This is a genomic window from Chitinophaga sp. 9-1-y (assembly GCF_059511905.2).
In genome coordinates, this window is sequence record NZ_CM197955.1 from 7,409,656 (window position 1) to 7,432,151 (window position 22,496).

The 22,496-nt window shown below is 44.4% G+C and carries 14 protein-coding genes; 3 read left to right on the forward strand and 11 right to left on the reverse strand.

The window, feature by feature from the left end:
- Positions 1-479: 479 nt before the first annotated feature.
- Entirely contained in the window at positions 480-1,436 is a 957-nt protein-coding gene (gene nadA / locus AC5ZC7_RS29510; RefSeq protein WP_496160997.1) for a quinolinate synthase NadA, read from the reverse strand.
- An 817-nt stretch (positions 1,437-2,253) separates the two neighbouring features.
- On the opposite strand from nadA, the gene AC5ZC7_RS29515 reads away from it, so the two are divergent.
- Together AC5ZC7_RS29515 and AC5ZC7_RS29520 are read left to right on the forward strand one after the other, a co-directional pair.
- Entirely contained in the window at positions 2,254-4,341 is a 2,088-nt protein-coding gene (locus AC5ZC7_RS29515) for a peptidylprolyl isomerase (RefSeq protein ID WP_496160998.1), read from the forward strand.
- A 144-nt stretch (positions 4,342-4,485) separates the two neighbouring features.
- A complete protein-coding gene (locus tag AC5ZC7_RS29520; RefSeq protein WP_496160999.1) occupies positions 4,486-4,992 on the forward strand; it encodes a DUF2480 family protein in 507 nt (168 codons plus the stop codon).
- Here AC5ZC7_RS29520 and corA read toward each other — a convergent pair.
- From corA to AC5ZC7_RS29540, 4 genes are all read right to left on the reverse strand, one after another.
- Positions 4,989-6,095: a magnesium/cobalt transporter CorA gene (gene corA / locus AC5ZC7_RS29525; protein ID WP_496161000.1), complete on the reverse strand. Its 1,107-nt coding sequence runs from the start codon at positions 6,093-6,095 to the stop codon at positions 4,989-4,991. The two genes, AC5ZC7_RS29520 and corA, sit on opposite strands and share 4 nt — an antisense overlap.
- 304 nt (positions 6,096-6,399) lie before the next feature.
- A complete protein-coding gene (locus AC5ZC7_RS29530) occupies positions 6,400-7,659 on the reverse strand; it encodes a DUF3472 domain-containing protein (RefSeq protein WP_496161001.1) in 1,260 nt (419 codons plus the stop codon).
- A gap of 203 nt (positions 7,660-7,862) precedes the next feature.
- Positions 7,863-8,255: a septal ring lytic transglycosylase RlpA family protein gene (locus AC5ZC7_RS29535; RefSeq protein ID WP_496161002.1), complete on the reverse strand. Its 393-nt coding sequence runs from the start codon at positions 8,253-8,255 to the stop codon at positions 7,863-7,865.
- A gap of 48 nt (positions 8,256-8,303) precedes the next feature.
- Positions 8,304-8,825 carry a DUF2867 domain-containing protein gene (locus AC5ZC7_RS29540; protein WP_496161003.1) on the reverse strand — a complete coding sequence of 174 codons (522 nt, stop codon included), beginning with the start codon at positions 8,823-8,825 and terminating at the stop codon, positions 8,304-8,306.
- Positions 8,826-8,955: 130 nt separating this feature from the next.
- On the opposite strand from AC5ZC7_RS29540, the gene AC5ZC7_RS29545 reads away from it, so the two are divergent.
- Positions 8,956-10,692 carry a thiamine pyrophosphate-dependent enzyme gene (locus AC5ZC7_RS29545; protein ID WP_496161004.1) on the forward strand — a complete coding sequence of 579 codons (1,737 nt, stop codon included), beginning with the start codon at positions 8,956-8,958 and terminating at the stop codon, positions 10,690-10,692.
- Between the two features lie 47 nt (positions 10,693-10,739).
- Here the strand turns inward: AC5ZC7_RS29545 and tamL are convergent, their stop codons facing one another.
- The 6 genes from tamL to AC5ZC7_RS29575 form a co-directional block, all read right to left on the reverse strand.
- Positions 10,740-13,226 (reverse strand): translocation and assembly module lipoprotein TamL, encoded by a 2,487-nt coding sequence (gene tamL, locus AC5ZC7_RS29550; RefSeq protein ID WP_496161005.1) that lies wholly within the window; start codon positions 13,224-13,226, stop codon positions 10,740-10,742.
- On the reverse strand, positions 13,210-18,279 hold the full coding sequence (locus tag AC5ZC7_RS29555; protein WP_496161006.1) for a translocation/assembly module TamB domain-containing protein: 5,070 nt from the start codon (positions 18,277-18,279) through the stop codon (positions 13,210-13,212). The genes tamL and AC5ZC7_RS29555 overlap by 17 nt, the downstream gene beginning before the upstream one ends.
- A 266-nt stretch (positions 18,280-18,545) precedes the next feature.
- On the reverse strand, positions 18,546-19,388 hold the full coding sequence (dinD, locus tag AC5ZC7_RS29560; protein ID WP_496161007.1) for a DNA damage-inducible protein D: 843 nt from the start codon (positions 19,386-19,388) through the stop codon (positions 18,546-18,548).
- A 133-nt stretch (positions 19,389-19,521) separates the two neighbouring features.
- Positions 19,522-20,148: a DUF6563 family protein gene (locus AC5ZC7_RS29565; protein WP_496161008.1), complete on the reverse strand. Its 627-nt coding sequence runs from the start codon at positions 20,146-20,148 to the stop codon at positions 19,522-19,524.
- Between the two features lie 103 nt (positions 20,149-20,251).
- Positions 20,252-20,884, reverse strand: a complete 633-nt coding sequence (locus tag AC5ZC7_RS29570; protein ID WP_496161009.1) for a hypothetical protein — start codon at positions 20,882-20,884, stop codon at positions 20,252-20,254.
- Positions 20,885-21,010: 126 nt separating this feature from the next.
- Positions 21,011-22,486 (reverse strand): glutamate synthase small subunit, encoded by a 1,476-nt coding sequence (locus AC5ZC7_RS29575; RefSeq protein ID WP_496161010.1) that lies wholly within the window; start codon positions 22,484-22,486, stop codon positions 21,011-21,013.
- Between the last annotated feature and the right edge of the window lie 10 nt (positions 22,487-22,496).

Here is a 22,496-nt window from a genome sequence, read left to right on the forward strand (position 1 = left end):
GAAGGAACCCGGCATTACCCAGGGAAAACAAAAAATAATTAAATCTCAAGGCCTTTAAAAAAAACACGCTCAGGCCATCATAAAACAAAAATCTGCACAGCTATTCACTGAAAAGTCAAATATGCCGCTCTCACAAGACTATAAGGGCGCTGACAATTTAATATTTGAATAAATCCTTCACCTACCCAATACAAAAAATAAAAATTAAATTCTCAGCGCCTTAAAAATTAAATTCAACACGTTTTCAACATCAAATTTTACAACTTTCCATTTTCCCACATTTCATTTTCTAAGTAAAGAGTGCGGAAATCTATAAAATATACGATTCTCAAAGGCCTTATAACACGCTGAGAATTAATCGATTCGTATACAAATACGAAGGCCGTGAGAATATTACATTCTCACGGCCTTCGTTATGTTCAGTATTTATTATTACTAATAAATAATATTCAAATAATAATGAAAATCAAATAGTTATATTAAAGTCCAGCAGCTGCACTGATCGCTAACATTCGCTCAATTGGCTTTTTAGCGGCTATTCTCAGGCTTTCTTCCATTGTAATTTCCGGCTGTTCGTATTCCATACACAGGTACAATTTCTCCAGCGTATTCAATTTCATGTGTGGACAGTCGTTACATGCACAGGCATTATTGGGTGGAGCTGGTATAAAAGTTTTTCCAGGATTTTCCTTTTGCATCTGGTGCAGGATCCCGGTTTCCGTTACTACGATATATTCCTGCGCATCATCCCGGTGACTAAACTTCAGCAACCCAGTGGTAGAACCGATGTAATCTGCAATGGCCAAAACTGCTGGCTCACATTCCGGATGCGCTATCACCTTGGCTTTCGGGTGACGAATTTTCAATTTTGTGATCTTTTCCAGGGAAAAAATCTCGTGTACCATGCAGGCGCCATTCCATAACACCATATCCCTACCCGTTTTTTTGATCAGATAAGCCCCTAAATTCCTGTCAGGTGCAAAGATGATCGGCTGGTTGTGAGGGACGCTTTCGATGATTTTCTCGGCATTAGAGCTCGTGCAAATGATATCGCTGAGTGCCTTGATACCCGCAGAGCAGTTAATATACGAAATCACGATATGGTCAGGGTAACGGTCTCTAAACTTCTTAAACAGCTCCGGAGGTGCGCTATCAGCCAATGAACACCCTGCTTTAAGGTCCGGTAAAAGCACCTTTTTCTGTGGACTCAGAATTTTTGCAGTTTCCGCCATAAAGTGAACACCGGCAAAAACAATCATGTCGGCGTCTGTCTTGGCAGCCTGCTGACTCAGTCCCAAACTATCTCCGATGTAATCTGCGATATCCTGGATATCTGGTTCCTGGTAATAGTGAGCGAGTACAATTGCATTCTTCTTCTTTTTCAGATTTTCTATCGCTTCAAACAAATCCAGGGAGGGATCGACTGATATATCCAAAAATCCGTTGTGTTGCAAATTTTTTTTCGCTTCAGCGATTTCCATAATCATAGCTATATACTTCTTTAAATATTTAAAAGAAAAAGCCCACTACTATTAGGGCTGTGAATATGTGGAAATTAAATTTCCGGCTCGTGTACAAATGTAGTTGTTATTCCTTTTTACTACGCTTTCCACATGAAATTAACATGCTCTTTCCGCGTCATTACTGGATTTTCCTATTTTCATCCACATACGTGGATATCGTTGTTGGTGAAAATCTTTTTGGTCGACCCTGTATTAGGAAAATGTTAAAAGATGGCATTTACTATCCACAATTCACCTCTCATTTTTTTAAGGGTAAATTTAACCACAATAACAAAATTAGTTTTACCTGTGTGCAAAGGCACCTTTTCCCACGTTATTTTACGTTTTACAGGGGTTTTTGCACATCAATTGTGGAAAAGAAATGGATGGGAATGAAAAATGGTCAAAATGCATACACGCTTAAATTAGCCCTGTTTTATTCACAATTTTATGTGGATTCAGAAAACCTGGTTTTTAACATTTGTGAATAACCCTTTAATGTTATTTGCATCCCATTTTTATGAAAATACCAGCAACAGTCAGCATTTAAAAACATCAAAACCCGGGAAAAAAACAAGTTGTGAATAACCGCTTCATGTGGAAAACCTGTGGATCATACATAGTCCACAAAAGTGTTATACCATCCTGAAACCCTTTGCTGTATTGCGTTTCAAGCTTTAAAATACTCTTTTGCAGTTACAGTTATTTTATTCTATTTTTGCTATCCTTAAAAATGTAGACTATATAATATATGTCAGTAATTCAGAAAATCAGGGACAAGTACGCCGTCATGATCGTTGTAGTGATTTGCCTGGCTATTGTTAGTTTCCTGTTGCAGGATGCCTTTTTTGGCAAAAGTTCTCTCTCCCGTCGCAGTACAAGCGTGGGTAAAGTAAATGGTGAAGATCTGGACTTAGCAGACTATCAACGCCGTATCCAGGACGCAGAAAATGGCGCCCGTCAGCAAATGCCTAATATTGACGACCAAACACGTCAATATATCCGTGAACAGGTTTGGAACCAGTTTCTGAATGAACAAATCATGCAAGCTCAATACAAGAAATTGGGTATTGTTGTAACTGAAGCAGAAGTGGTAGACCAAATCAAGGGTAAAAACCCTAATCCGGTAGTTGTACAGCAATTTACACGTGATGGTCAGTTTGATCGTGCCGCTTTGCAACAAGCTATTTCACAGGCTTCCAGCAATCCTCAGATTCGCGAAGGTTTGCACCAAATGGAAAGCTACATTTCCAAATATCAGGAACAACAGAAGTACGTTACCCTTATTAAACAAGGTGTATACTACCCAAAATGGTTGGCAAAACAACAACAGGAAGATAATAGTCAATCTGCTACTGTTTCTTATGTAAGCGTTCCTTATGCTACTATTTCTGATTCTACTGTTAAAGTAACAGACGCTGAACTGAACCGTTTTATCCAGGATCACAAGCAACTGTTTAAAGTAGAAGAATCCCGTAAAGTTGAATATGTATCTTTCGATGCTATTCCTTCTGCAGTAGATTCAGCGGCAGCTATCCAACAGATTGTTGCCATGAAACAAGAACTCGATACCACTAAAGATGTTGCTGGTTTTATTAACCGTAACTCCGATATTAAATATTACGATGGTTATATTTCTAAGAACGAAGCTAAAGTTCCTCAGAAAGATTCTATCGTGAACCTACCTGTTGGTGCTATCTTCGGACCATATTATGATAATAACCTGATCGTATATGCGAAAATGGTTGATCGTAAAAATATGCCGGATAGCGTTAAAGTTCGTCACATCCTCATCGCTTCTTCTCCACAAATGGGCGTAGCAGATTCTGTTGCTAAAAAACGCGCTGATAGTATTGAAGTGGCTGTAAAAGGTGGCGCCGACTTTAAAGCACTTGTAAATCAATACAGTGATGATCCAGGTAGCAAACAAACTGGTGGAGAGTATGATTTAACTCCTTCTTCTCCATTTGTACCTGAGTTTAAAGAATTTGCATTTGATGGAACAAAAGGCCAGGTTAAGGTGGTGAAAACCCAATTTGGTTACCATGTAATGCAGATCATGGATCAGAAAAATATTGGTCCTGCTATTAAAGTAGCGTACCTCGGTAAATCTGTAGAAGCAAGTAAAGAAACTAATAACACTGCTTATAGCTCTGCAAGCGATTTCGCAGGTAAAGCCCGTACTGCTGCTGCTTTCGAAAAAACAGTACAGGAAGGTAAACTCAATAAGAAAATTGCAGACAACGTTCGCCCAATGGATTTCGTTATCCCAGGTATCGGACAAGCACGCGAACTGGTACGTTGGGCTTACGAAGCTAAGAAAGGCGACGCCAGCAACGTATTTACTTTCGATGACAAATATGTAGTTGCTATATTAACCAGCGTTCGTGAGGAGGGCACTGCTCCACTGGAAGACGTAAGACCTCGCGTGGAAGCGGAAGTTAAAAAGCACAAAAAAGCAGAACAAATTATGGCGAAACTGCAAACTCCGGCTAGCCTGGATGCTGCAGCAAAAGCTACTAATCAACCAGTGCTGAAAGCAGAAGGTGTAACTTTTGCTACACCATTTATCGCTTCTCTGGGCTTTGAACCACGCGTAGCAGGTGCTACTTTCAATAAGAAATGGGGTACTGCCAGCGTATCTGCACCTATCGAAGGAAATGCCGGAGTATATGTAATTAAGGTAGACAGCTTCGCGCCATCTGCTCAACCTGCTCAGGATATAGCTACTCAACAGGCTGCATACGAACAAGGTGTTAAATCTATGCTGGATCAGCAACTGTTTGAAGTGCTGAAAAAGAAATCTGATGTGAAAGATACCCGTGGTAAATTTTTCTAGACCGCTACATTTTTTACTGACATAAGAAGAAGGGACGCGTAATCGCGTCCCTTCTTCCATTTATAGCCTTTCCCCATCGTCCGGGCGACTTATTCACATTCCTGCACCGATATTCGTAAATTTGTATCCTTAACTAAGGACAAAATGGAAGAAATAATAAATAAAGTTGCACAGAGTGGATTGGAAACCATTGATCTGGAGGACTATTATCCACAAGGAGATACGGTGATTTTTGATATGAAAGATTACCTTTTCATGGGCCTGATCCTAAAGGAAAAGGATTTCCGGGCCTCCCTGAAGGAGCTCGACTGGGAACAATTCCGTGGAAAGAGTGTGGGGATCATCTGTAGCGCGGATGCCGTGATCCCATTATGGGCTTATATGTTGGTAATGACGGAGTTAGAACCCATTGCCACCTACGCTGCCTTCGGAGATGCTGAGTTTATTCACAAAACACGTTATCTGCAGAACCTGGCTAAAATAGATGTAGCCGCCTTTACTGATAAAAGAGTAGTAATTAAAGGGTGTGGGGATAAGCGTGTGGGAGAAATTGCCTATGCAGAAATAACCCGCCTGCTCCGCCCGGTTGTAAAGAGTATTATGTATGGTGAGCCTTGCTCTACCGTACCTGTTTATAAAAAGAAGGCTTAAAACCAGCCCCTTTTTCTGAATACCAGGATCATGAGCAACAATAATATGCCCATTCCTCCCAGCGTATAATAATACCCGTGTTTGGTTTCCAATTCAGGCATATAGTGGAAGTTCATCCCATAAATTCCGGCTAAAAGTGTTGGCGGAGCCATCAAAGTTGTTACTACCGCCAACACTTTCATGATTTCGTTCATTTTCAGGTTGAGTTGGGTATGATACATTTCCTGTAAGTTCAACACCATATCACGGTAGTTGTCGGCCAGATCGTTACATTGAACAATGTGATCGTACACATCTTTATAATATTTAGTTACTTTATCTTCCAGCAGATCACTTTCACTTTTGAGGAAACCGTTTACTAATTCCCTCACAGGAGCGATGGCTCGTTTAAATAAAAATACTTGTCGTCTTAAATAGTTGATCCGGGCCAATGTGCGGGTATTGGGCTGATGCTGCACCAGGTCTTCCATCATTTCTATTCTCTCTCCCAGTTTGTCCATCACTATAAAGTAGTTGTCCACAATTACGTCCAACAAGGCATAACATAGATAATCGGCGCCACCATTGCGGATCCGGGAGCCTTTCAGTAAAAGTTTGGTTCGTACGGGATCAAATACATCTCTGGTAGGATCTTCCTGGAAAGAAATCACGAAATTTTTGCCCAGTACAATGCTTACCTGCTCCATATCTACGGAAGAGGATTCACTATTGAAATAAATCATGGGAAGCACACAAAACATCCGGTCATTGATTTCATCCATTTTTGCCCGCTGCCCAACACTGAGTATATCTTCTTCCAGCAAAGGGTGTATTAGGAATTGTTCACAAATGGCGTGGATTTCATCTTTTTTAATACCATCCACATTGATCCAGCTAAGTTGTGAAGACTCCATGTATTTGAAAGTCTCCTCTACGTTATTCAGTGCTATTTCTGAACAAAGACTGGTATTATAATCGAAAACAGTGATTTTGCTCTTATCTGCCTGCTTCCGCAGGGCCACTCCTTCCGCAGGATTGAAATTCATGATACGCTGCTTCTTCACCTTGAATGGATTCAATACTTGTACTACGCCGGGAATAGGCAATTTATTTTTCAATGCCATATACAACAGATGTTATCAGGATTTAGCACCGAATTTAAAGCAAAAAATGGGTTAATAGCCGGAATTATGCCGGGTTGATAATAAAGAGCAAATGCCCCGGTTCTTCAGAAAATCGTCGTGTGTCTCATAAAATAAATGCGTAACATCAGTCCTATAGGGTATATAGACTAATTTAAATGGATATTAAACGCTTGTAGCATAGACCAATGGGCCGTTCATCTATTTTTAGGGAGATAAAAAAAAACGAGGACTTATCGTTTTCTCCGATATGCCCTCGTTTTTTCCGGCCAGTATATATGGCTGTTTAGAATTGTGGAAGTACTATTGTTGGCGGTGTACCTGTGGCAGGGCGTTCAAAGAGATCTCCATATTGTGCATTCGCAGGTTTGAAGCCACTATTCCAGAGATAGAACCAGCCATTTTCGGAACCACCGCCGTAATCGAGCCGGTCTTTGGCCTTAGCGGTAGCGTCATTACTAAATTTGGCCTTAGTGAGCTCTATCCATTCACCGGTATTGGTTTTAACCCAGTGATTACCGAAATAGCCTTTACGTCCGAGATGTCCATTTTCAAAAGAGAAGTTTTCCAGGAAAGAGTAAAGATGTCCCATGTATTTGCCGTCTTTAGGGGCTCTGAAACTGGCGATCAGCTTCCATTCTTTATGTTCCGGTACGTAGAAATAGGCTGTATAGGTGGTGGTGTTTCCCGTAGGTACGCTGTGCATCAGGAAACGATATGTTTCACCGGCTTTCCAGTTATATATCCAATGACTATGACCTCCGGTACCTTCGCCGCCAAATCCGCTGGCGTCTACACTGTCGCCCTTTGCCAGCATTACTACCTGGTCTTCATATTTTACCTTGCTACGTTCTTCTGGTTCTCCACCTGCATCCCAAACGGAGAAAATAATCCTTCTTTCGGTAGGAGAGTTTACCTGCATACCAAAATAGCCTCTGTGAAAACCACAGGACATGAAATAGGTACCCAGTTTATCTTCTCCTTCCGGCACTTTAATTTCTCCGTAAAACCATTCTACGTTCTTGCCTTCAGGAACGGGATAGTTTAAATGCACGGAAGCTGCACGGCGCCAGGGTTTGGCATTGAACTGAATATCTTTCGTAGCGGCGCCGGTAAGTGAAACGGCTTTAACATCGGCATATACCAAACCAGACTTCTCCACTCCTTTTAAAGAGACGCAATAGAAGCCTGGCTGCTTAATATTTGTTTGTAAAGCAGGAATAGTTATAAAATCATTATTGTTAGGAATGCTTATTGTTTTTTCTGTGCCATTAACTGATACACTTACCTTACTGGTGCCATCTGCTTTGGCCAGGAGTGCTACTTTGAGCGGACCTGTAGTGGCGGCATGAAAATAAAAGTTAACTGTGTTGCCGTTGCTGGTCCAGTTAATAACGCCTTTGTTATGGTTGATATCTACGTTTTCTTCTACCGGATCAGCGTAGGCGGCGAAGCCGGGAAGTTCTACGGCAGGAGCTTGTGCGAAAGTGTGATCAGCAGCCAGGCACAACGCCAGCAATGCTGAGAGAAGTGTTTTCTTGTTCATTGTTCTGTATTTGTATGTCAACAAATAAAAGCGCATCTGTTTCCAAATGCAATTTTGCCGGTAAAAAATTACAAACGAATGAGAATACCGGTTTCGGTAAGCGCAAGCGTCGCGGAAATGCGCAAATACCGGTTAGGTAGTGCTCAGCGATTAATGTAGCAGTAATGCCGGGAAACGGGTATTAATCAGGCTAAGCTGGTCAGTTATTTTTTCTTTTTCTTTTGTTTGTATTTCACCTCTACATTGGCAACACCCGTGTTAAGCATACCCAGTTTAGCGGCCGCTTTGTGAGACAGGTCAATAATACGTCCGGGTGCAAATGGGCCGCGATCGTTGATGCGTACTTTTACACTTTTGCCATTGGAAATATTCACCACCGTTACGCGCGTACCGAAAGGCAGTGTTTTATGCGCCGCGGTGAGCTGGCGTTGGCGGAAGGTTTCTCCGCTGGCAGTACGTTTACCATCAAAAGAGTCGGCGTAGTACGACGCTTTTCCCGTTTCAGTAATTTTCCGGCTACAGGAGGTCAGCGCTGTTATCAGTACAGCTAGTATCAATACAGTATTGCGATGCAATGGGGCAGGGATAGGTTTCATTGGTAGCAATTTAGACATGGTTATAAAAATAATCAATTTTTGGCGCTTTCAGCTGGAGGTAGCAGGTAATTGGGAAACAGTGTGTTTAAGCATAGCCGGCACCAGGAGCTTGTGAAAGGGTTTTACAAAGAAGAAATAAATTTTGCCCCAAAGGTTATTGTAGTGTACAATAGTAGTGCAGATTAACTGTTGTTGGGTTGCTTGTTGTTGTAAATAAAGAGATACGCGGAAGTCGAGATGTTTATCGTTCTCTCCCAATATTATTTCGCGGTCATTTTTCTCCAATATTTTGAATATGCCGAGCTGATCACCGCAATTGAATGTCTGAGGGCGATGGCGGGGTAAATTGCTACTGGTTTTAAGTCCAAAAATCCCCACTATTTGATCTCTCCATTTCATCAATTGCCTGACCCACCGGGGCGAGGTTGTGACGAAGGCAATGCCTGTTTGCATTATAGTTACCGGCTGTGGCGAAGCGATGTTAGCCGCAAAGGTGTCCTGGTAGTGAATAGTGGCTGCTTGCTTGTACAGCAGGGAGTTGGTGGGCAGGGTGGGTTTTAAAACACTCATACAGCATTGGTTTTCTACTGTAAAATTAAGGTTATCCGGGATGGTTTCCATGGCCTGTTTATTGAACAAGGGAAGATGAACAATGTGCGTTGGAAGCTGTTTTATCATTCATCTTTATAAATAAAAAAATATGGCAAAACTTGTAGCAGATCAGTTAGTAGAGATGTTGGTCGGCGCTGGTATTCAACGTATATACGCAGTTACCGGGGATAGCTTAAATCATATCAACGACGCTGTGCGACGTGACGGTCGTATTCAGTGGGTACATGTAAGACATGAGGAAGTAGGGGCTTATGCCGCTGGTGCTGAAGCGCAGTTGAATGGACTGGCCTGTTGCGCCGGCAGTAGTGGTCCCGGGCATGTACACCTGATTAATGGCTTGTATGATGCGCACCGGTCGGGTGCTTCGGTGTTAGCGATTGCTTCTACCTGTGCTACCAACGAGTTTGGGAGTGATTATTTCCAGGAAACTAATACCATTAAGTTGTTTGCTGACTGCAGTTGTTATAACCAGGTGGCGAGCACCGCAGAGCAGGCGCCCCGAATGATGCAGGCAGCATTACAACATGCGGTACATAAGCATGGGGTAGCTGTATTGGGCTTACCGGGAGATGTGGCGGCCGCTGATGCCAGGGACATTCCTACTGCTACGAGGTTATATCATCCACGTCCCGTTATTTGCCCCTCTCCCGCTGAATTGAAGGAACTGGCGGACATATTGGATGGCGCGGAGAAAATAGCTATTTACTGCGGATTAGGCGCAGTGCCGGCACATGACGAAGTGGTTGCCCTCTCGCAGTTGTTAAAGGCGCCGGTAGCCTATTCTTTTCGGGCTAAAATGGGTATTCAATATGATAACCCCAATGAAGTTGGCATGACCGGCCTTTTGGGGCTGGCATCCGCCTATAAAAGTATGCATGAGGCAGATGTGTTATTGTTGTTAGGTACGGATTTCCCTTACACACCATTTATGCCGGCAAAAGCTAAAATTGTGCAGATAGATATTCAGCCGGAGCGGCTGGGGCGGAGAGCTTCGCTGGAACTAGGGCTTTGCGGAGACATCAGGGATACCCTGAAAGCATTGCTCCCATTATTGAAAACACATACAGCAACGGACTTCCTGGAGGAAATGAAGGCATTTTACCAGGAAGTGAAAAAGAAAATGCAAACCTATGTAGAAGACAGGGGGAAAGAAGATGCTATTAGCCCGGAATATGTAGCAGCAACGCTAAATAAATTCGCGGCAGATGATGCCATTTTTACGGTGGATACCGGTATGACAAACGTTTGGACGGCGCGGTACCTGGAGGGAACCGGAAAGCGGACATTATTAGGATCGTTCAATCACGGCTCTATGGCCAATGCTATGCCTCAGGCCATAGGCGCCGCTTTTGCGCAGCCGGGAAGGGAAGTGTTTGCCTTGTGTGGAGATGGTGGGTTAACTATGTTGCTGGGCGATTTGATGACGATTAAACAATACACGCTCCCAATAAAGGTGATTGTATTTAACAACCGTGCATTAGGCATGGTAAAGCTGGAAATGGAAGTGGCCGGACTACCAGACTGGCAAACAAATATGGTTAACCCGGACTTTGCCGCCGTAGCGGTGGCGATGGGCTTTACCGCATTTACTATTCATAAGCCGGAAGAAGTGGAAACAGTGTTATCACAAGCCATTAAAACGGACGGACCGGTATTGGTAAATGTATTTACGAATCCGGATTCACTGGCAATGCCCCCCAAAGTAGAATTTGCACAAATGAAAGGCTTTGCGCTCTGGATGGGGAAATTGATTTTGGGAGGAAGATATGAAGACGTATTTGATGCTGTAAAATCAAACTATAAGCACCTGAAAGATGTGCTGTAAGATCGTTTATAGGGAGATAACATGGCGGGTGTCATCTCCCTATAAATTTAAAATGGATAACCGATAGCAATGTTGAGAATTAAGTTCTTTTTGCGCCAATCCGGATCTCCGAAATTAATTTTGTTCAGCACCCATCGCTCATTTTCCGGCAGGTACGGAACGCGGAACGGCATGGCCAGATCCAGCCGTACTACCACAATAGAAGCATCTACACGTAGTCCTACTCCACCGCCAACGGCAATTTCTTTATAGAAGGAATTAAACTGGAATTTGCTACCTGGTTTATCCGGAACATCTTTTTGTAACCAGATATTACCCGCATCAATAAATGCGGCTACATTAAAAACACTGGCCACGTGTACTCGTAATTCTGTGTTGAATTCCAGTTTGATATCACCAGCTTCATTCGCCAGCAGCACAGCGGTATCTGCTGCTTTGCTACGAAAGGTTCCCGGACCCAGTGTACGCGCCCTGAAGGCCCGGATACTGCTGCTTCCTCCGGTAAAGAATTGCTTCACAAAAGGGAGTGTCTGGGAGTTGCCATAAGGTAAGCCATAGCCTAATAGCAAACGGTTTACCCATTGTTTTCCTTTGCCAATATTCCAGTAATGGCGACCTTCTAATGTAAACCGTTCATATTGGGCAAATGAATTGCCTAAGATGGTGCGCTGGCCGGTATCATTTTTAGGCACAAGCAGACCCGCCAGGTTACCGGAGATATCCACATTGCCACTCAGGTAAAAATTATGCACCTGATTAGGACGTTGGTTATTATAAGTGATGGTATAGTTCCCTCCAAGGATGAATTGCTTTTCAATGGCAGACCGCTGGCTGGGATCATTGACCAGTATACTATCGTATGCCGCTGTAGTTTTAGACGGCAGCACATATGTAACAGCAATGGGTGCAAAAATGTGACTGAGATATTGTGAACGCTGCCAGAGGTATTGCAACTGTAACGTATAGGCGTTTAGGTTATATAAATCGGCGCGGCTATATAATTCATAAGTTGCACTGATACGTGTTTTAGGTACGTAAGGCGTACGGATATTAAAACCCCTGATAGGAGTAATAAATCTGGGGAACGTAACGGCTACTTCAGCTCCGAGGGCATATGAGTTAGATCCCCCTGCACTTTTATTACCCGTTTGCCATTCCATCCCACCCCGGAGACCAATCTCCAGCAATGCCGCAGAATGAAGCCAGTTCCTGTTTTTAGCAGTTATCCGAACTTCAGACCCAATGAAACCGTTGGACTTGGACGTACCACGAAGCTCCGTTTGTAGTGATCGGCGTTTATAGGGTGTCAGGTAAAACTTTGCGTCGAGCCATCCGCTATCAAGCGAAATGCGGTTATTCACCATTGCCCGGTAGTTGCTGGCCAGTGATGTATCACGGGAATAGGTGGCATCTCTTTTAATACTAATACGGGAAGTATCCCTTCGGCCACTGGTAACCCTCTTGTTATCAACCTGGTTTGGATTACCACCCACTATATTGTGGATAGAAGTATCTCTGACAGGAGAAAACTGCCCTTTGACGAATTTGAAAACACCGAGGTTGATTAACCGTTGAAGGGTGATATTATGAGAACTGAGGCGATATAAGCTATCCGGCCGAAGGAACACGGAACGGTCAAATGCCGATGTTTTAAAACGCTTAACAGAATCTACAATGTAAATACCTTTATATCGGATCGGTGTTCCCCGCGTAGAGGTAGAATCATTATCCAGTGAGTAATCCGGGAATAGCGTGATATCGTGCAGGCGATAAGGGCGTAGCGCTGCCAAAGGCGTATTATCTTTGATTTTAACAAGTAAGTCTACCTGCCCCATGTTGGTGCTATCAGCCTGTACCAGGAGATAATCCGGTGTGAAATAATAATATCCCTGCTCTTTTAACATGGCGTGTATACGTTCCCGTTCGGCTTTGATAGAATCAAGCGAGTAAGGTGCGCCTACAATCAGCGAGCTCTCTGGTTTAGTATCCTTAACAGATCTTCCAATAGCGCTGGTATCTGTTATATACGTAACACTCTTGATAGTGTACCGGTGATTAGGCGTAGCGGTATATTGAACGGAGGCCTTTTTCTTGCCGGAGTATTTTATGGCAGACACCACATCGGCCTGGAAATAGCCATTGTCAACCAGGTAGCCATCCAGGAATTTTGCCGTATAATCCGGCTTGGCCTGGCTGAGCAATACCGGCGGCTCGCCCCATTTTTTTCTGAGTAAGTAGTTTAATCCTTTTCCTTTTGGTTCGTTCCCTAAATTGTATAACCATAGTTTAACGGGCATACCCAGGAATTTCCGGTTCTTATTAGGGCGAATTTTCTTTGCCAGACCATCCATCAATGTGCTATAATCACGGGGCTTTTTCCCTGTCACGGTATCGTTTATCCACTTGACTTCACTGCCGGTATACAGGCGATCTCCTTCAGGAACCGAGCGTGTGGTGCTACAGGAACTGATCACCAGGTATCCCAGGCAGAGCATTATACAGAAGAAGGTAATATGGCTATTTCCTATTCGCATCAGGCGTTGTCGTATTTTTTTTCTTATCGCTTACTTTTTTCTTTTGAGAAGGAGCTTTTGAGCGTTGAAGAATTTCCCGGAATTCATCATAGTCCATTATCAGCGCAAAAGCAACTCCTGTTTCTACTACCTGTCCGTCAATAACAGTGGTGTTGTCATTATTTTGATATACCCGGATTCTGTAACGGCCATCACGGGTGAGTTTATATTCTACGGAGATATCACCAATCAGTGAGCTGGCGTTTTGCTGGTTTCCCTGTAACATGATATTTGAGCCTACGGAAACGGTTAAACGATCATTGAATAACTGCTTGGAAGCGCCTACCTTCAGGTTAGTGGTTTCCTGAGCGTTACCGCTGGAATAGTCTTCCTGGTTTTGCAGGTCAAAGTTCAGGTCCACCCCTTTGATCAGGTTACCTGCGAGGTTGTTGAGTTGTTGCGAAAGTATTTTACTCACACTGTTTTTAGCCGCTTGTCCTACGCCACCGCCGGTACCACCATCGAGGGTACTCATTGGATCGTCTGGAATGAAAGTATTGAGCACCAGCAGTCCCATTACTTGTTTATTCAACTCCGATGGTACCTGGTTAATTTGTTTCAGTTTATTATAAGGGGTGCCATTTAATGTGTTCCTTTCTTTTTCGGGTAAGTCGAGCCGGAAGCTGATATCCGGTTTCATGAGGTTGCCTTTGATCATCAGGTATACTTCAAACGGCATACGTTGTTTGTATGTGTTCCGTACTTCCGGCGTCATTTTTTGTATCTGATCGGAAACCAGGTCGTAGGCTGGCGCATTTACCGTGTATTTGGCGGTAATATCCAGGTCTGCATTGGTAGCATCACCGCTAAATGAGATAAAGCTCCCTTTTTGAATATCAAAAGAACGCTTGATGAGTTGATTCAGCGACATCTCATACTTCCCTTCCGATATTTCATAACGGCCGGTCAAACTAAGTTTGCTGCTGGGATCCAGTGTGGCATTGATGCTGGCGGTTCCTTTCGCTTGTACATAGTCGCCGTTCTGTGCATCGATGATGATTTTGATGATAGATTCTGGCGTGATGTCAAGGTTACCAGACAAGTACATGCCTTTCAACCGGGTTGTCTGGTATTTGAGGCTATCTCGTTTTGCCAGCAAAGCGGAATCGATGGGGTTAGAAAGGTCCACGAATTCCACAATGCCTTCCCTGCTGGCCAGGCTGGGTTCATCCTGTGGCAACGTTAAGGTTACGCTGGATTTATCGCGGAGCTTTACTGTGGCATCAATTCTTGGAAGATCCAGCGAACCGCGAATTTTTACTTTGCTATCGATATACGCAGGGCCATAAACCCATTGATCGGGGCTTTGTTGCCTGCCCAGCGCCATAAAGTTATCAGCTGTAACATCCAGGTTAAAGCTGTAACGGGTAAAGTTTTTAGTATTGATACGGCCATTCACCACCAGTTCATTATTGGCGCTGTCGGCTATTACCAGGTTGTTGAGCAGGATACCTTTTTCATCAATTACAATGTCTTCGTTCGGAAGGTGGAAAGTACTGCCTATCATGGTAACGAGGCCGGAAGCATTATCGAAATGCAGGCTACCGGTTACTTTGGGCGAGGCGGTAGTGCCGGAAATATCAAATTGTCCGCTGGCGTTGCCCGACATTTTGGTCACACTGCCCATGGTGAATGGTTCCAGTGCGGCCATGCTTAGTTTATTGATATTTAGTTGGGCATTGATAGTGCTATCGTAGGTACCTTCTACTTTAATATCATTATTGTTGCCATTTAACCCGGCAATCAGTTTGTATTGGCCGGGGCCATTATTTTCCACATTGGCATCCAGTGTACCCATGTGTGTATTCTTGACTGTCAGGCTGTCTACTTTTAGATTAGCATGTATCAGGGGAGATTTATCCCAGTTGTGTACGGTTGCCTCTGCGTTCAATGTACCATTGGCGAGTAATGTGTCTGTGGCCAGGAGCCCCGTGATGGTAGACAACTGGAAATTGTGAATACTCGCCAGTAATGAAGGAACGCTGCCTGTGTCGCGCTGCGTAGCGATCTGAATAGATTGCTCTCCCTGCGACAGTTTGATGTTGGCGGTATCAGGAGCACCATGTTTTATGCGCAGTATATTATCATCAGCTACTGTCCAGAGTTGTTTGTTGAGTAACAGGCCAGGCTTCAGCGAGAGCTGCATGGCATTATCTTTCAGGAATGTGAAAATGCCACCCAGTTTATACTTAGGTTGTCTCTTAATATCATCCAGCTGAAGATTAAAATCTACTACACCTGTATTGGCAGTAGCCCTGAGGAAGGTATGTTGCAACGGAAATGACGGGTGCATCATACGGGCCAGTGAGATGTTGGTTTGCATAGATGTATCCAGGATACGTGCAAAAAAGCGGAGGCTATCTACCTGTATGGAATCATAATTTACTTTGGGTAGATTGGCATGCAGTACCAACAGGCTACTATCACTGTTTAAGCGGCCATCTACCACCAACGGAACATCCATGTGTAATGTTGGTAACATGGTTTGCAGGCCTTTGGGCCATATCAGGGAAGCATTCCAGGCGAGTATTTGTCCGCCCGGAACTTTTATGATGTGGGTGGAATCCGGTGGCAGCAAAGGCTTATTAAGTACGCCGGTAAATGCGGCCCCTACTTTTCTATAGTCGATATGTCCGTAGGCATTGATCAGGCCAACAGGACTTTTCAACGTGATATATTGTTGATCATCGTACCGGGCCAGCAGTGCAATACTGTCCAGTGGGAATACCTGTCCGTTGGTAGCAATTTGCCAGTTGGTTAAAAAGGCATTTCCTTCGATACGTTGTGGCTCGATACTGTTAAAGTCGGCGATTACCTTTCCCTGAATGGTTAAAGGTTCGGTGTACCAGTGCGTGGCGTACAGGTCGGCTTTAGCCAGGTCCATATCAACCTTAAGTGCCTGTACGGTGGTATCTATGAGCAGACCGCTGACGCTGAAATTGGCGGCAATGCTGCTATCAGCGCTTTCGCCCTGTGCTTCAAAATTGCCTTTGTTGATGCCAGCATTTACGCTTACATCGTGATAGGCGTACCCGTTATAGGTAGCTTCGCTTAGCTGAATGGCTGCTTTGGCGACCATTTGTTTCAGCGTATAGCCCTGGCCGGTAGCGCTGAGTTTTCCTGACATCCAGCCGTAGGTGGTATCATAAAGCATGATGCCGGGGTGGGCCCGGAAGTAGGGAATACTTACGGTATAGCTGCTACGAATACTATCTGTTATATTGATAAGATGCGCATTAACAGTCGCGTTAGCGTAATCACTTTTAAGTTGCAGCTGTGTAACCAGGTCTTTCATTCCCCCCTTGAACATCCCGGTAATGAGCATGTTTTCGGGTAAGCGGGGGGTATCTGGCAAGGTGCCTGCCGGCAGCCAGGAACGCAGGGCTTTATTGCCGGACTGGATATAAAGATTGGGTAAATTGGCGCTGAGCAGATCCGGGTTAGTGGCATGCATCACCTGACCGTTATCGGTTTTAATGAGATTTCCTTCGTGATCGTTGATGTATAGTTGTTTGATGCTTAGATCACCTAAAGTACCTTTTAATATAGCCGCCAGCGTTAGCTCTTTTTTCCATAAGGGGGCGAAGGATTTGTTTTTCCGGGCATCCGGAACAAAGGGAAGCCATTCCCCCAAAGCCACATGCACGGAATCTAGGTTTGCGTCGAGTCCTAACAGGTCTAGTTTATCGGAGATACCTGACCAGGAAGGAACGGTCACTATGATTTGTTTACGGAGAATGCTTTTGTTGGTTTGCAGCAGGAAGTTGCGCAATGCCAGGGTATGTGGTGTAAACTGTACATCCATATTGGCTTTACGGATAGCGAATCCGGACTTATCCTGTGCGGTAAGTGATTTTATGGCTACCGTAATGCTGTCTGGTTTATATCGGAGATTACTGATTTTACTGGAGAAGCGGGTCAGCATCAGGTGATTATAATCCGGATCAGGCCCCGCGGCTTTGGGTGCTGGTCCGCCGTTGTCGTATTTCAGCGCCAGTTTATCGAGGTTGACCTGTGTGGCGAAAACCTGCCAGGTATTGGGCGTGGTATCTTTCGGTGCAGCAGGAACGGTATCTTTTCCGGGGACCATCATTACCAGGCCGGTGGTGTTTCCAATGGTGAGATCGCCCACTTGTACATGGGTAGAGTCCTGATCTATGCTACTGTTGCGGAGCAGCAGGTTCCCGATATTCCAGGCGGTGGAAATGCCGCTGCCTTCATCGGCATAGAGGAAGCTACTATTGCTGATTTGTAGTTTTTTCAGGAGCAGGTGCAGGGAAGCGCTGTTGGTATCTTCCGCTGGTGGTGGAGGTGGCGCCGCAGACGTTATTACGGGAGCTACATAACTTTGGCGGAAGAAGCCTTTCAGGCCATCCAGTGCAATGCCTCTGAATGCGTAGATACCGTCATCCAGGAGGAGGTCGTCCGGATCCACGTGCAGGCTGTCCCAGGTTAACACCGCATTCATGCCACCGGGGGCATCTGCATAGCTAAGCTTTACTTTACGGAAAGTAATATCTTTCAGCCGGAACTGCAGGGTGGTACCTGTTTCCGGGGCCAGTGTATCTGGTTTGGCAGATGGGCTTACAAAAGCATCGATAGCAAACTGGTAGTTGAATACGGAATCGCCAGGATGCCGGTATACGTTGATCAATACTGTATCCCAGTCGAGTTTATCTATTCGGAGTTCATTGTTGATCAGTGAAAGCAGGTTATAGTGTACTTTCAGGGTGCCACTGTAAAGGAGTGCCTGATTGGCGGTATCGCCTACGTATACATTACGCAGCTCGAGATATTGCCAGCCCCTGGCACGTAGATAGCCAATTTGTACTTTGGTGTGTAATTTTTTGCGCAGGTATATTTCTCCCTGTTCCCTTAAATAATTCTGGACACCATCAAGTTGCAGCAATAAAACAGCCATTACGGGCAAAAGAAGCACCGCAACAATTATCCATAAAAGCCATCGCCACCAGGGGCGGCCGCGTTTTTCTCCGGTTTCTGCTGGTTCTGTCACTATGATGTATTACAATATCAATTACTGAATATAAACGTATAAGCACGCTTATGGTTTACTTCACCGGCAGGATAGTTTAACCGGGGCACATGCCTTCGGGGCACAACAAAATCCATACCTGAGGGGTACTGGGAATAATAGTTATTGCAAGAATACGCCAAATACGGTAACGGACACACTATTTTTTGGAAAGATGCTGCGATTGAATTGAGTAGGAAAATGCACAGGTTGGCGGAAAGAAATGGATCGGACGGAGGATAGAAAAATTAATCTTCTTTTCGTGTGCCCTGGTTTAAGGCGTGTTTATCTTCTTTTTCGATTCGTTTTTTTACTTTATCCACATCTTCTGCGGGAGGGAGTGTTTCTGGTTTTACCCCTCTTTCCAGCAGTATTTTTCTAACAGCGGAGTTATTATCCACATGTTCTTCTGTGATGTTGGCTTCCCCTTCCAGGTCTTTTTCTACCACGTTGTGGCTGGTAAGCTCCGTTGCAAAGTCTTTGGCCTTGATAGTCAATGTGGGTAGAAAATCTGCAAGTGGTCTGTTATCAGGAACCATCAGTTTTTTCTTCATATCACGGGTGTTGAATCCTCCGAATAGTGCCTGGTCACCTTTTGAACGGATATTGGCAAACCCTTTTTCATCAACCCCTCTTTCATACAGGATTCCGGATAAAACTTTTTCGGAAGTTGATAATTTTTCACGGGCATTAATGCGCTCAATGTCCAGGAGCCTTTTTTCAATGACTTCCTGTTTACGGGTTTGCACAGCAAAATAGGTTTGTGCAAAGGCGATGGGATCTTTTTGGGAATCTCCGTTTTGAGCGATGAGGTAACAGGCGTAGCGGGTAAGGGCAATGTCATGTAAAGTTCTTTTCCCGCCTTTGGGTACGTCGATCGATTTCGTGATGTCACGAAAATGATCGGAAATAGCTACACCACTGTTTTCGCAAGCAATTTTTGCTTTTTCAATAACCTTGAAAAAATTCTCCCATCTTAGGTACCCAAGGATGGGTTGGAGTTCTCTGGCGCTCCAGCATTCAGTACCCTGGAGTTCATAACGGGCTTGCTCAAACTGGGCAAACAGTGCTTCAATCAATTCTTTTTTCATGAAAAGAAGTGTTTAAAATCATTTCACAATATTGTGAAGCACGAAAGTAGAATCGGTAAGAAGGAGTTTGGTTAATGAGGCTCAAATAGGCTCAAAAGGATGGAAATTAGATCGGAGCAGCGGAAATAGTGTCTTATTGCAACACTGGCTTATTCCGTTCATTAAACCGATAAATATAGTTCACCAGTTGGTCCTTCTTTTCTTTATCTGCGCGGAATTCATCCAACAGTGCACTATCCTGGGGAAGAATGTATTTTTTCAGATTATAGGCAGATAAATCCAGTATTTGCCCTGTAACCACATTCAGTACTTTTTTAAATACTACCGGGCTGCTAATGCTGTTTGTTGTCATATCGGCCTGGTTGAGATAGCTGCGGGAGGGCTGGATGCCATGAAGGGTGTAAATGCAGTAGTAGCCGGTTGCTTCTATTCTATTGAGGCCATTGTCCCGGATGTAGATATTGGTACCATCGCAGAAGCCCCAGTAATTTTTCACTTTATGCTCCTGGCCGGCGCCATCGCGGAGTATTAGTTCATTTCTATTGGCGAGCAGGTAGATCTGGGCAGCGGAGCTACGGTTTTTGATCACCAGGTCACCTTCTTCAGAAGGGCTGTTATGCTGAAATTCCTCAAAGGTTTTATATAGCCCTTTTTTCAGTGGAACACCATTCGTTATGAACACACCCTGCTGCGCCGGTTGTTGCGCAGCGGCGGCAAATGTTAGTAATAAAAAGCTCCAGAAACACCCCCATTTTTTCATAATAAACAAATGTATAGGGTTTAGGAGGAGGCTATTGGCAGAAATAGCTGAACAGACTTATTTCTTCTGCTGAGATGGTAATTATATCGCTGATTATGTGGAACTATTTTTTAGTGTCAGAGATCAGTTTATTCTCCTGCATTTCAGCAATCAGATTGCGACTGATGCCAACAAATACTTTTTGTGCATCCTGTCTGATATTGGTTTGGAGCACTCCACGCCAAACGGGTTCGCTATCCAGGTTTTCAGTGACCAGTAGCTCCACTTTCTCTGCCAAACGTTCCTCAACACGATAAGGATAAGGATCTGCCGGTAACATTTTTTCACTACCGTCTGCCATTCGCATTGTTGAGGGAGATTCATTGCGATAGATGATAGTCTGTGTAGTAGAACGGAGAGGAGTGATGATGAGGATGGCGTCATACTTACCAGACGACACACTTTTTTTAAGATTGTCTTTAATCATCGGTTCTTCTGCACCAAGGTAGGTATAAGTATAAGTGACCGCATAATCGGCCAGTTGCTTATCCAGTTCATAAATGATATCATGAATAAATTTTCTGCTGGCCATGGAGCCGGAGCCAAGGATTAGTAAGGATTTATAATCCTTTGTAACAGTATTGGCCTTGAGTGTTTCAATGGTTTTGGAGCTCCTGTAATTATTCTTTTCGCGTTTTTGCGCCAGGGTTGTGAAATGTAATGCCAGCAGTAGCAATACAAAGGAGAAATGCTTCATTGTACAGGGATATAGATGTTAACAGCCCCGAATATAGAAAAAGTTTAAAAAATATAGGCCGGGTAAAAACCCGGCCCGGCTGAAGGTTACAACAAAATCTAAACCTGCTTATGAGAAAAATTTTAATTACAGTGCCATAGCCTGTAAGGAATGGTCTTTACTTTCCAGTTGGGAGCTGCCCATCAGGAATTCATCTACTTTTCTTGCACACTCGCGACCTTCGCTTATTGCCCATACCACCAGTGATTGTCCGCGGCGCATATCGCCGGCAGTAAACACTTTAGGGATGGATGTCAGGTAATCTTTTTCGGTAGCTTTTACGTTACCACGTTCGTCTTTTTCTACTTCCAGCTGATCCAGCAGGCCGGTATGCTGAGGATGTACGAAGCCCATGGCCAGGAGTGCCAGCTCACAAGGTACATCTCTTTCCGATCCTGGGATCTCAGTGAATTTGGCCGGTCTGCCATCAGCGCTGGCGGTCCATTGCAGGTCTACCAGGCGGAGGGCTTTCAGGTGACCGTTCTCATCTCCAATAAAGGATTTGGTAGCGATCGCCCATTTACGGTCTGCTCCTTCTTCGTGGGAAGAAGATGTTTTTAATACCATCGGATAAGTAGGCCATGGCATATACGCAGTACGTTCGCCCGGCGGTTTTGGAAGTAATTCCAGTTGCGTAATGCTGGTAGCACCATGACGGTTGCTGGTACCTACGCAGTCGGAACCTGTATCTCCACCACCAATGACAATTACATTCTTTCCGGTTGCCCAGATGTCGTTGCCATCTACTATTTTATCTCCTACTCTTTTGTTCTGTTGTTTCAGGAAGTCCATTGCATAATGGATACCTTTCAGCTCACGGCCAGCAATAGGCAGGTCGCGGGGAATAGTGGATCCGCCGGCGAGTACAATGGCGTTGTATTCTCTCAACAGGTCATTGGTACTAACGTTTACACCAACGTTCGCATTGCATTGGAATACTACTCCTTCTTCTTCCATTAGCTTCACCCGACGGTCAATCACCCATTTTTCCAGTTTGAAGTCCGGAATACCATAGCGTAAAAGTCCGCCTGGTGCATCATCCCGTTCAAATACGGTGACAGTATGGCCGGCATAGTTCAATTGTGCCGCCGCCGCCAGACCCGCAGGGCCGGAGCCAATAACAGCAATCTTCTTGCCGGTACGTACCCTGGGCGTTTTAGCCTGTACTAAGCCTTTATCGAATGCAACTTCTATAATATGTCTTTCTATTTCTTCAATAGCTACCGGTGGCTGGTTAATACCCAGTACACAAGCGCTTTCGCAGGGTGCCGGACAAATACGTCCGGTAAACTCCGGGAAATTATTGGTAGAAGTAAGAATGTCGTACGCTTCTTTCCAGTCCTGGCGATATACGGAATCATTAAATTCCGGGATCACGTTACCCAGTGGGCATCCGCTGTGGCAAAAAGGCACACCGCAGTTCATGCAGCGGGCTGCCTGTTGATTTAGCTTGTTATCAGGAAAGCGTTCTACAAATTCATTATAGTGGCCAACCCTTTCCCGGGGGTCTGCTTTCCCGGGCAGCTCGCGTGTAAATTCCAGGAATCCTGTAGGTTTACCCATAATTTTCCTC

Coding starts and splice junctions, on each gene's coding strand:
- AC5ZC7_RS29515 (WP_496160998.1), top strand. CDS start 2,254: ATGTCAGTAATTCAGAAAATCAGGGACAAGTACGCCGTCATGATCGTT.
- AC5ZC7_RS29520 (WP_496160999.1), top strand. CDS start 4,486: ATGGAAGAAATAATAAATAAAGTTGCACAGAGTGGATTGGAAACCATT.
- corA (WP_496161000.1), bottom strand. CDS start 6,095: ATGGCATTGAAAAATAAATTGCCTATTCCCGGCGTAGTACAAGTATTG.
- AC5ZC7_RS29530 (WP_496161001.1), bottom strand. CDS start 7,659: ATGAACAAGAAAACACTTCTCTCAGCATTGCTGGCGTTGTGCCTGGCT.
- AC5ZC7_RS29535 (WP_496161002.1), bottom strand. CDS start 8,255: ATGAAACCTATCCCTGCCCCATTGCATCGCAATACTGTATTGATACTA.
- AC5ZC7_RS29540 (WP_496161003.1), bottom strand. CDS start 8,825: ATGAGTGTTTTAAAACCCACCCTGCCCACCAACTCCCTGCTGTACAAG.
- AC5ZC7_RS29545 (WP_496161004.1), top strand. CDS start 8,956: ATGGCAAAACTTGTAGCAGATCAGTTAGTAGAGATGTTGGTCGGCGCT.
- tamL (WP_496161005.1), bottom strand. CDS start 13,226: ATGCGAATAGGAAATAGCCATATTACCTTCTTCTGTATAATGCTCTGC.
- dinD (WP_496161007.1), bottom strand. CDS start 19,388: ATGAAAAAAGAATTGATTGAAGCACTGTTTGCCCAGTTTGAGCAAGCC.
- AC5ZC7_RS29565 (WP_496161008.1), bottom strand. CDS start 20,148: ATGAAAAAATGGGGGTGTTTCTGGAGCTTTTTATTACTAACATTTGCC.
- AC5ZC7_RS29570 (WP_496161009.1), bottom strand. CDS start 20,884: ATGAAGCATTTCTCCTTTGTATTGCTACTGCTGGCATTACATTTCACA.
- AC5ZC7_RS29575 (WP_496161010.1), bottom strand. CDS start 22,486: ATGGGTAAACCTACAGGATTCCTGGAATTTACACGCGAGCTGCCCGGG.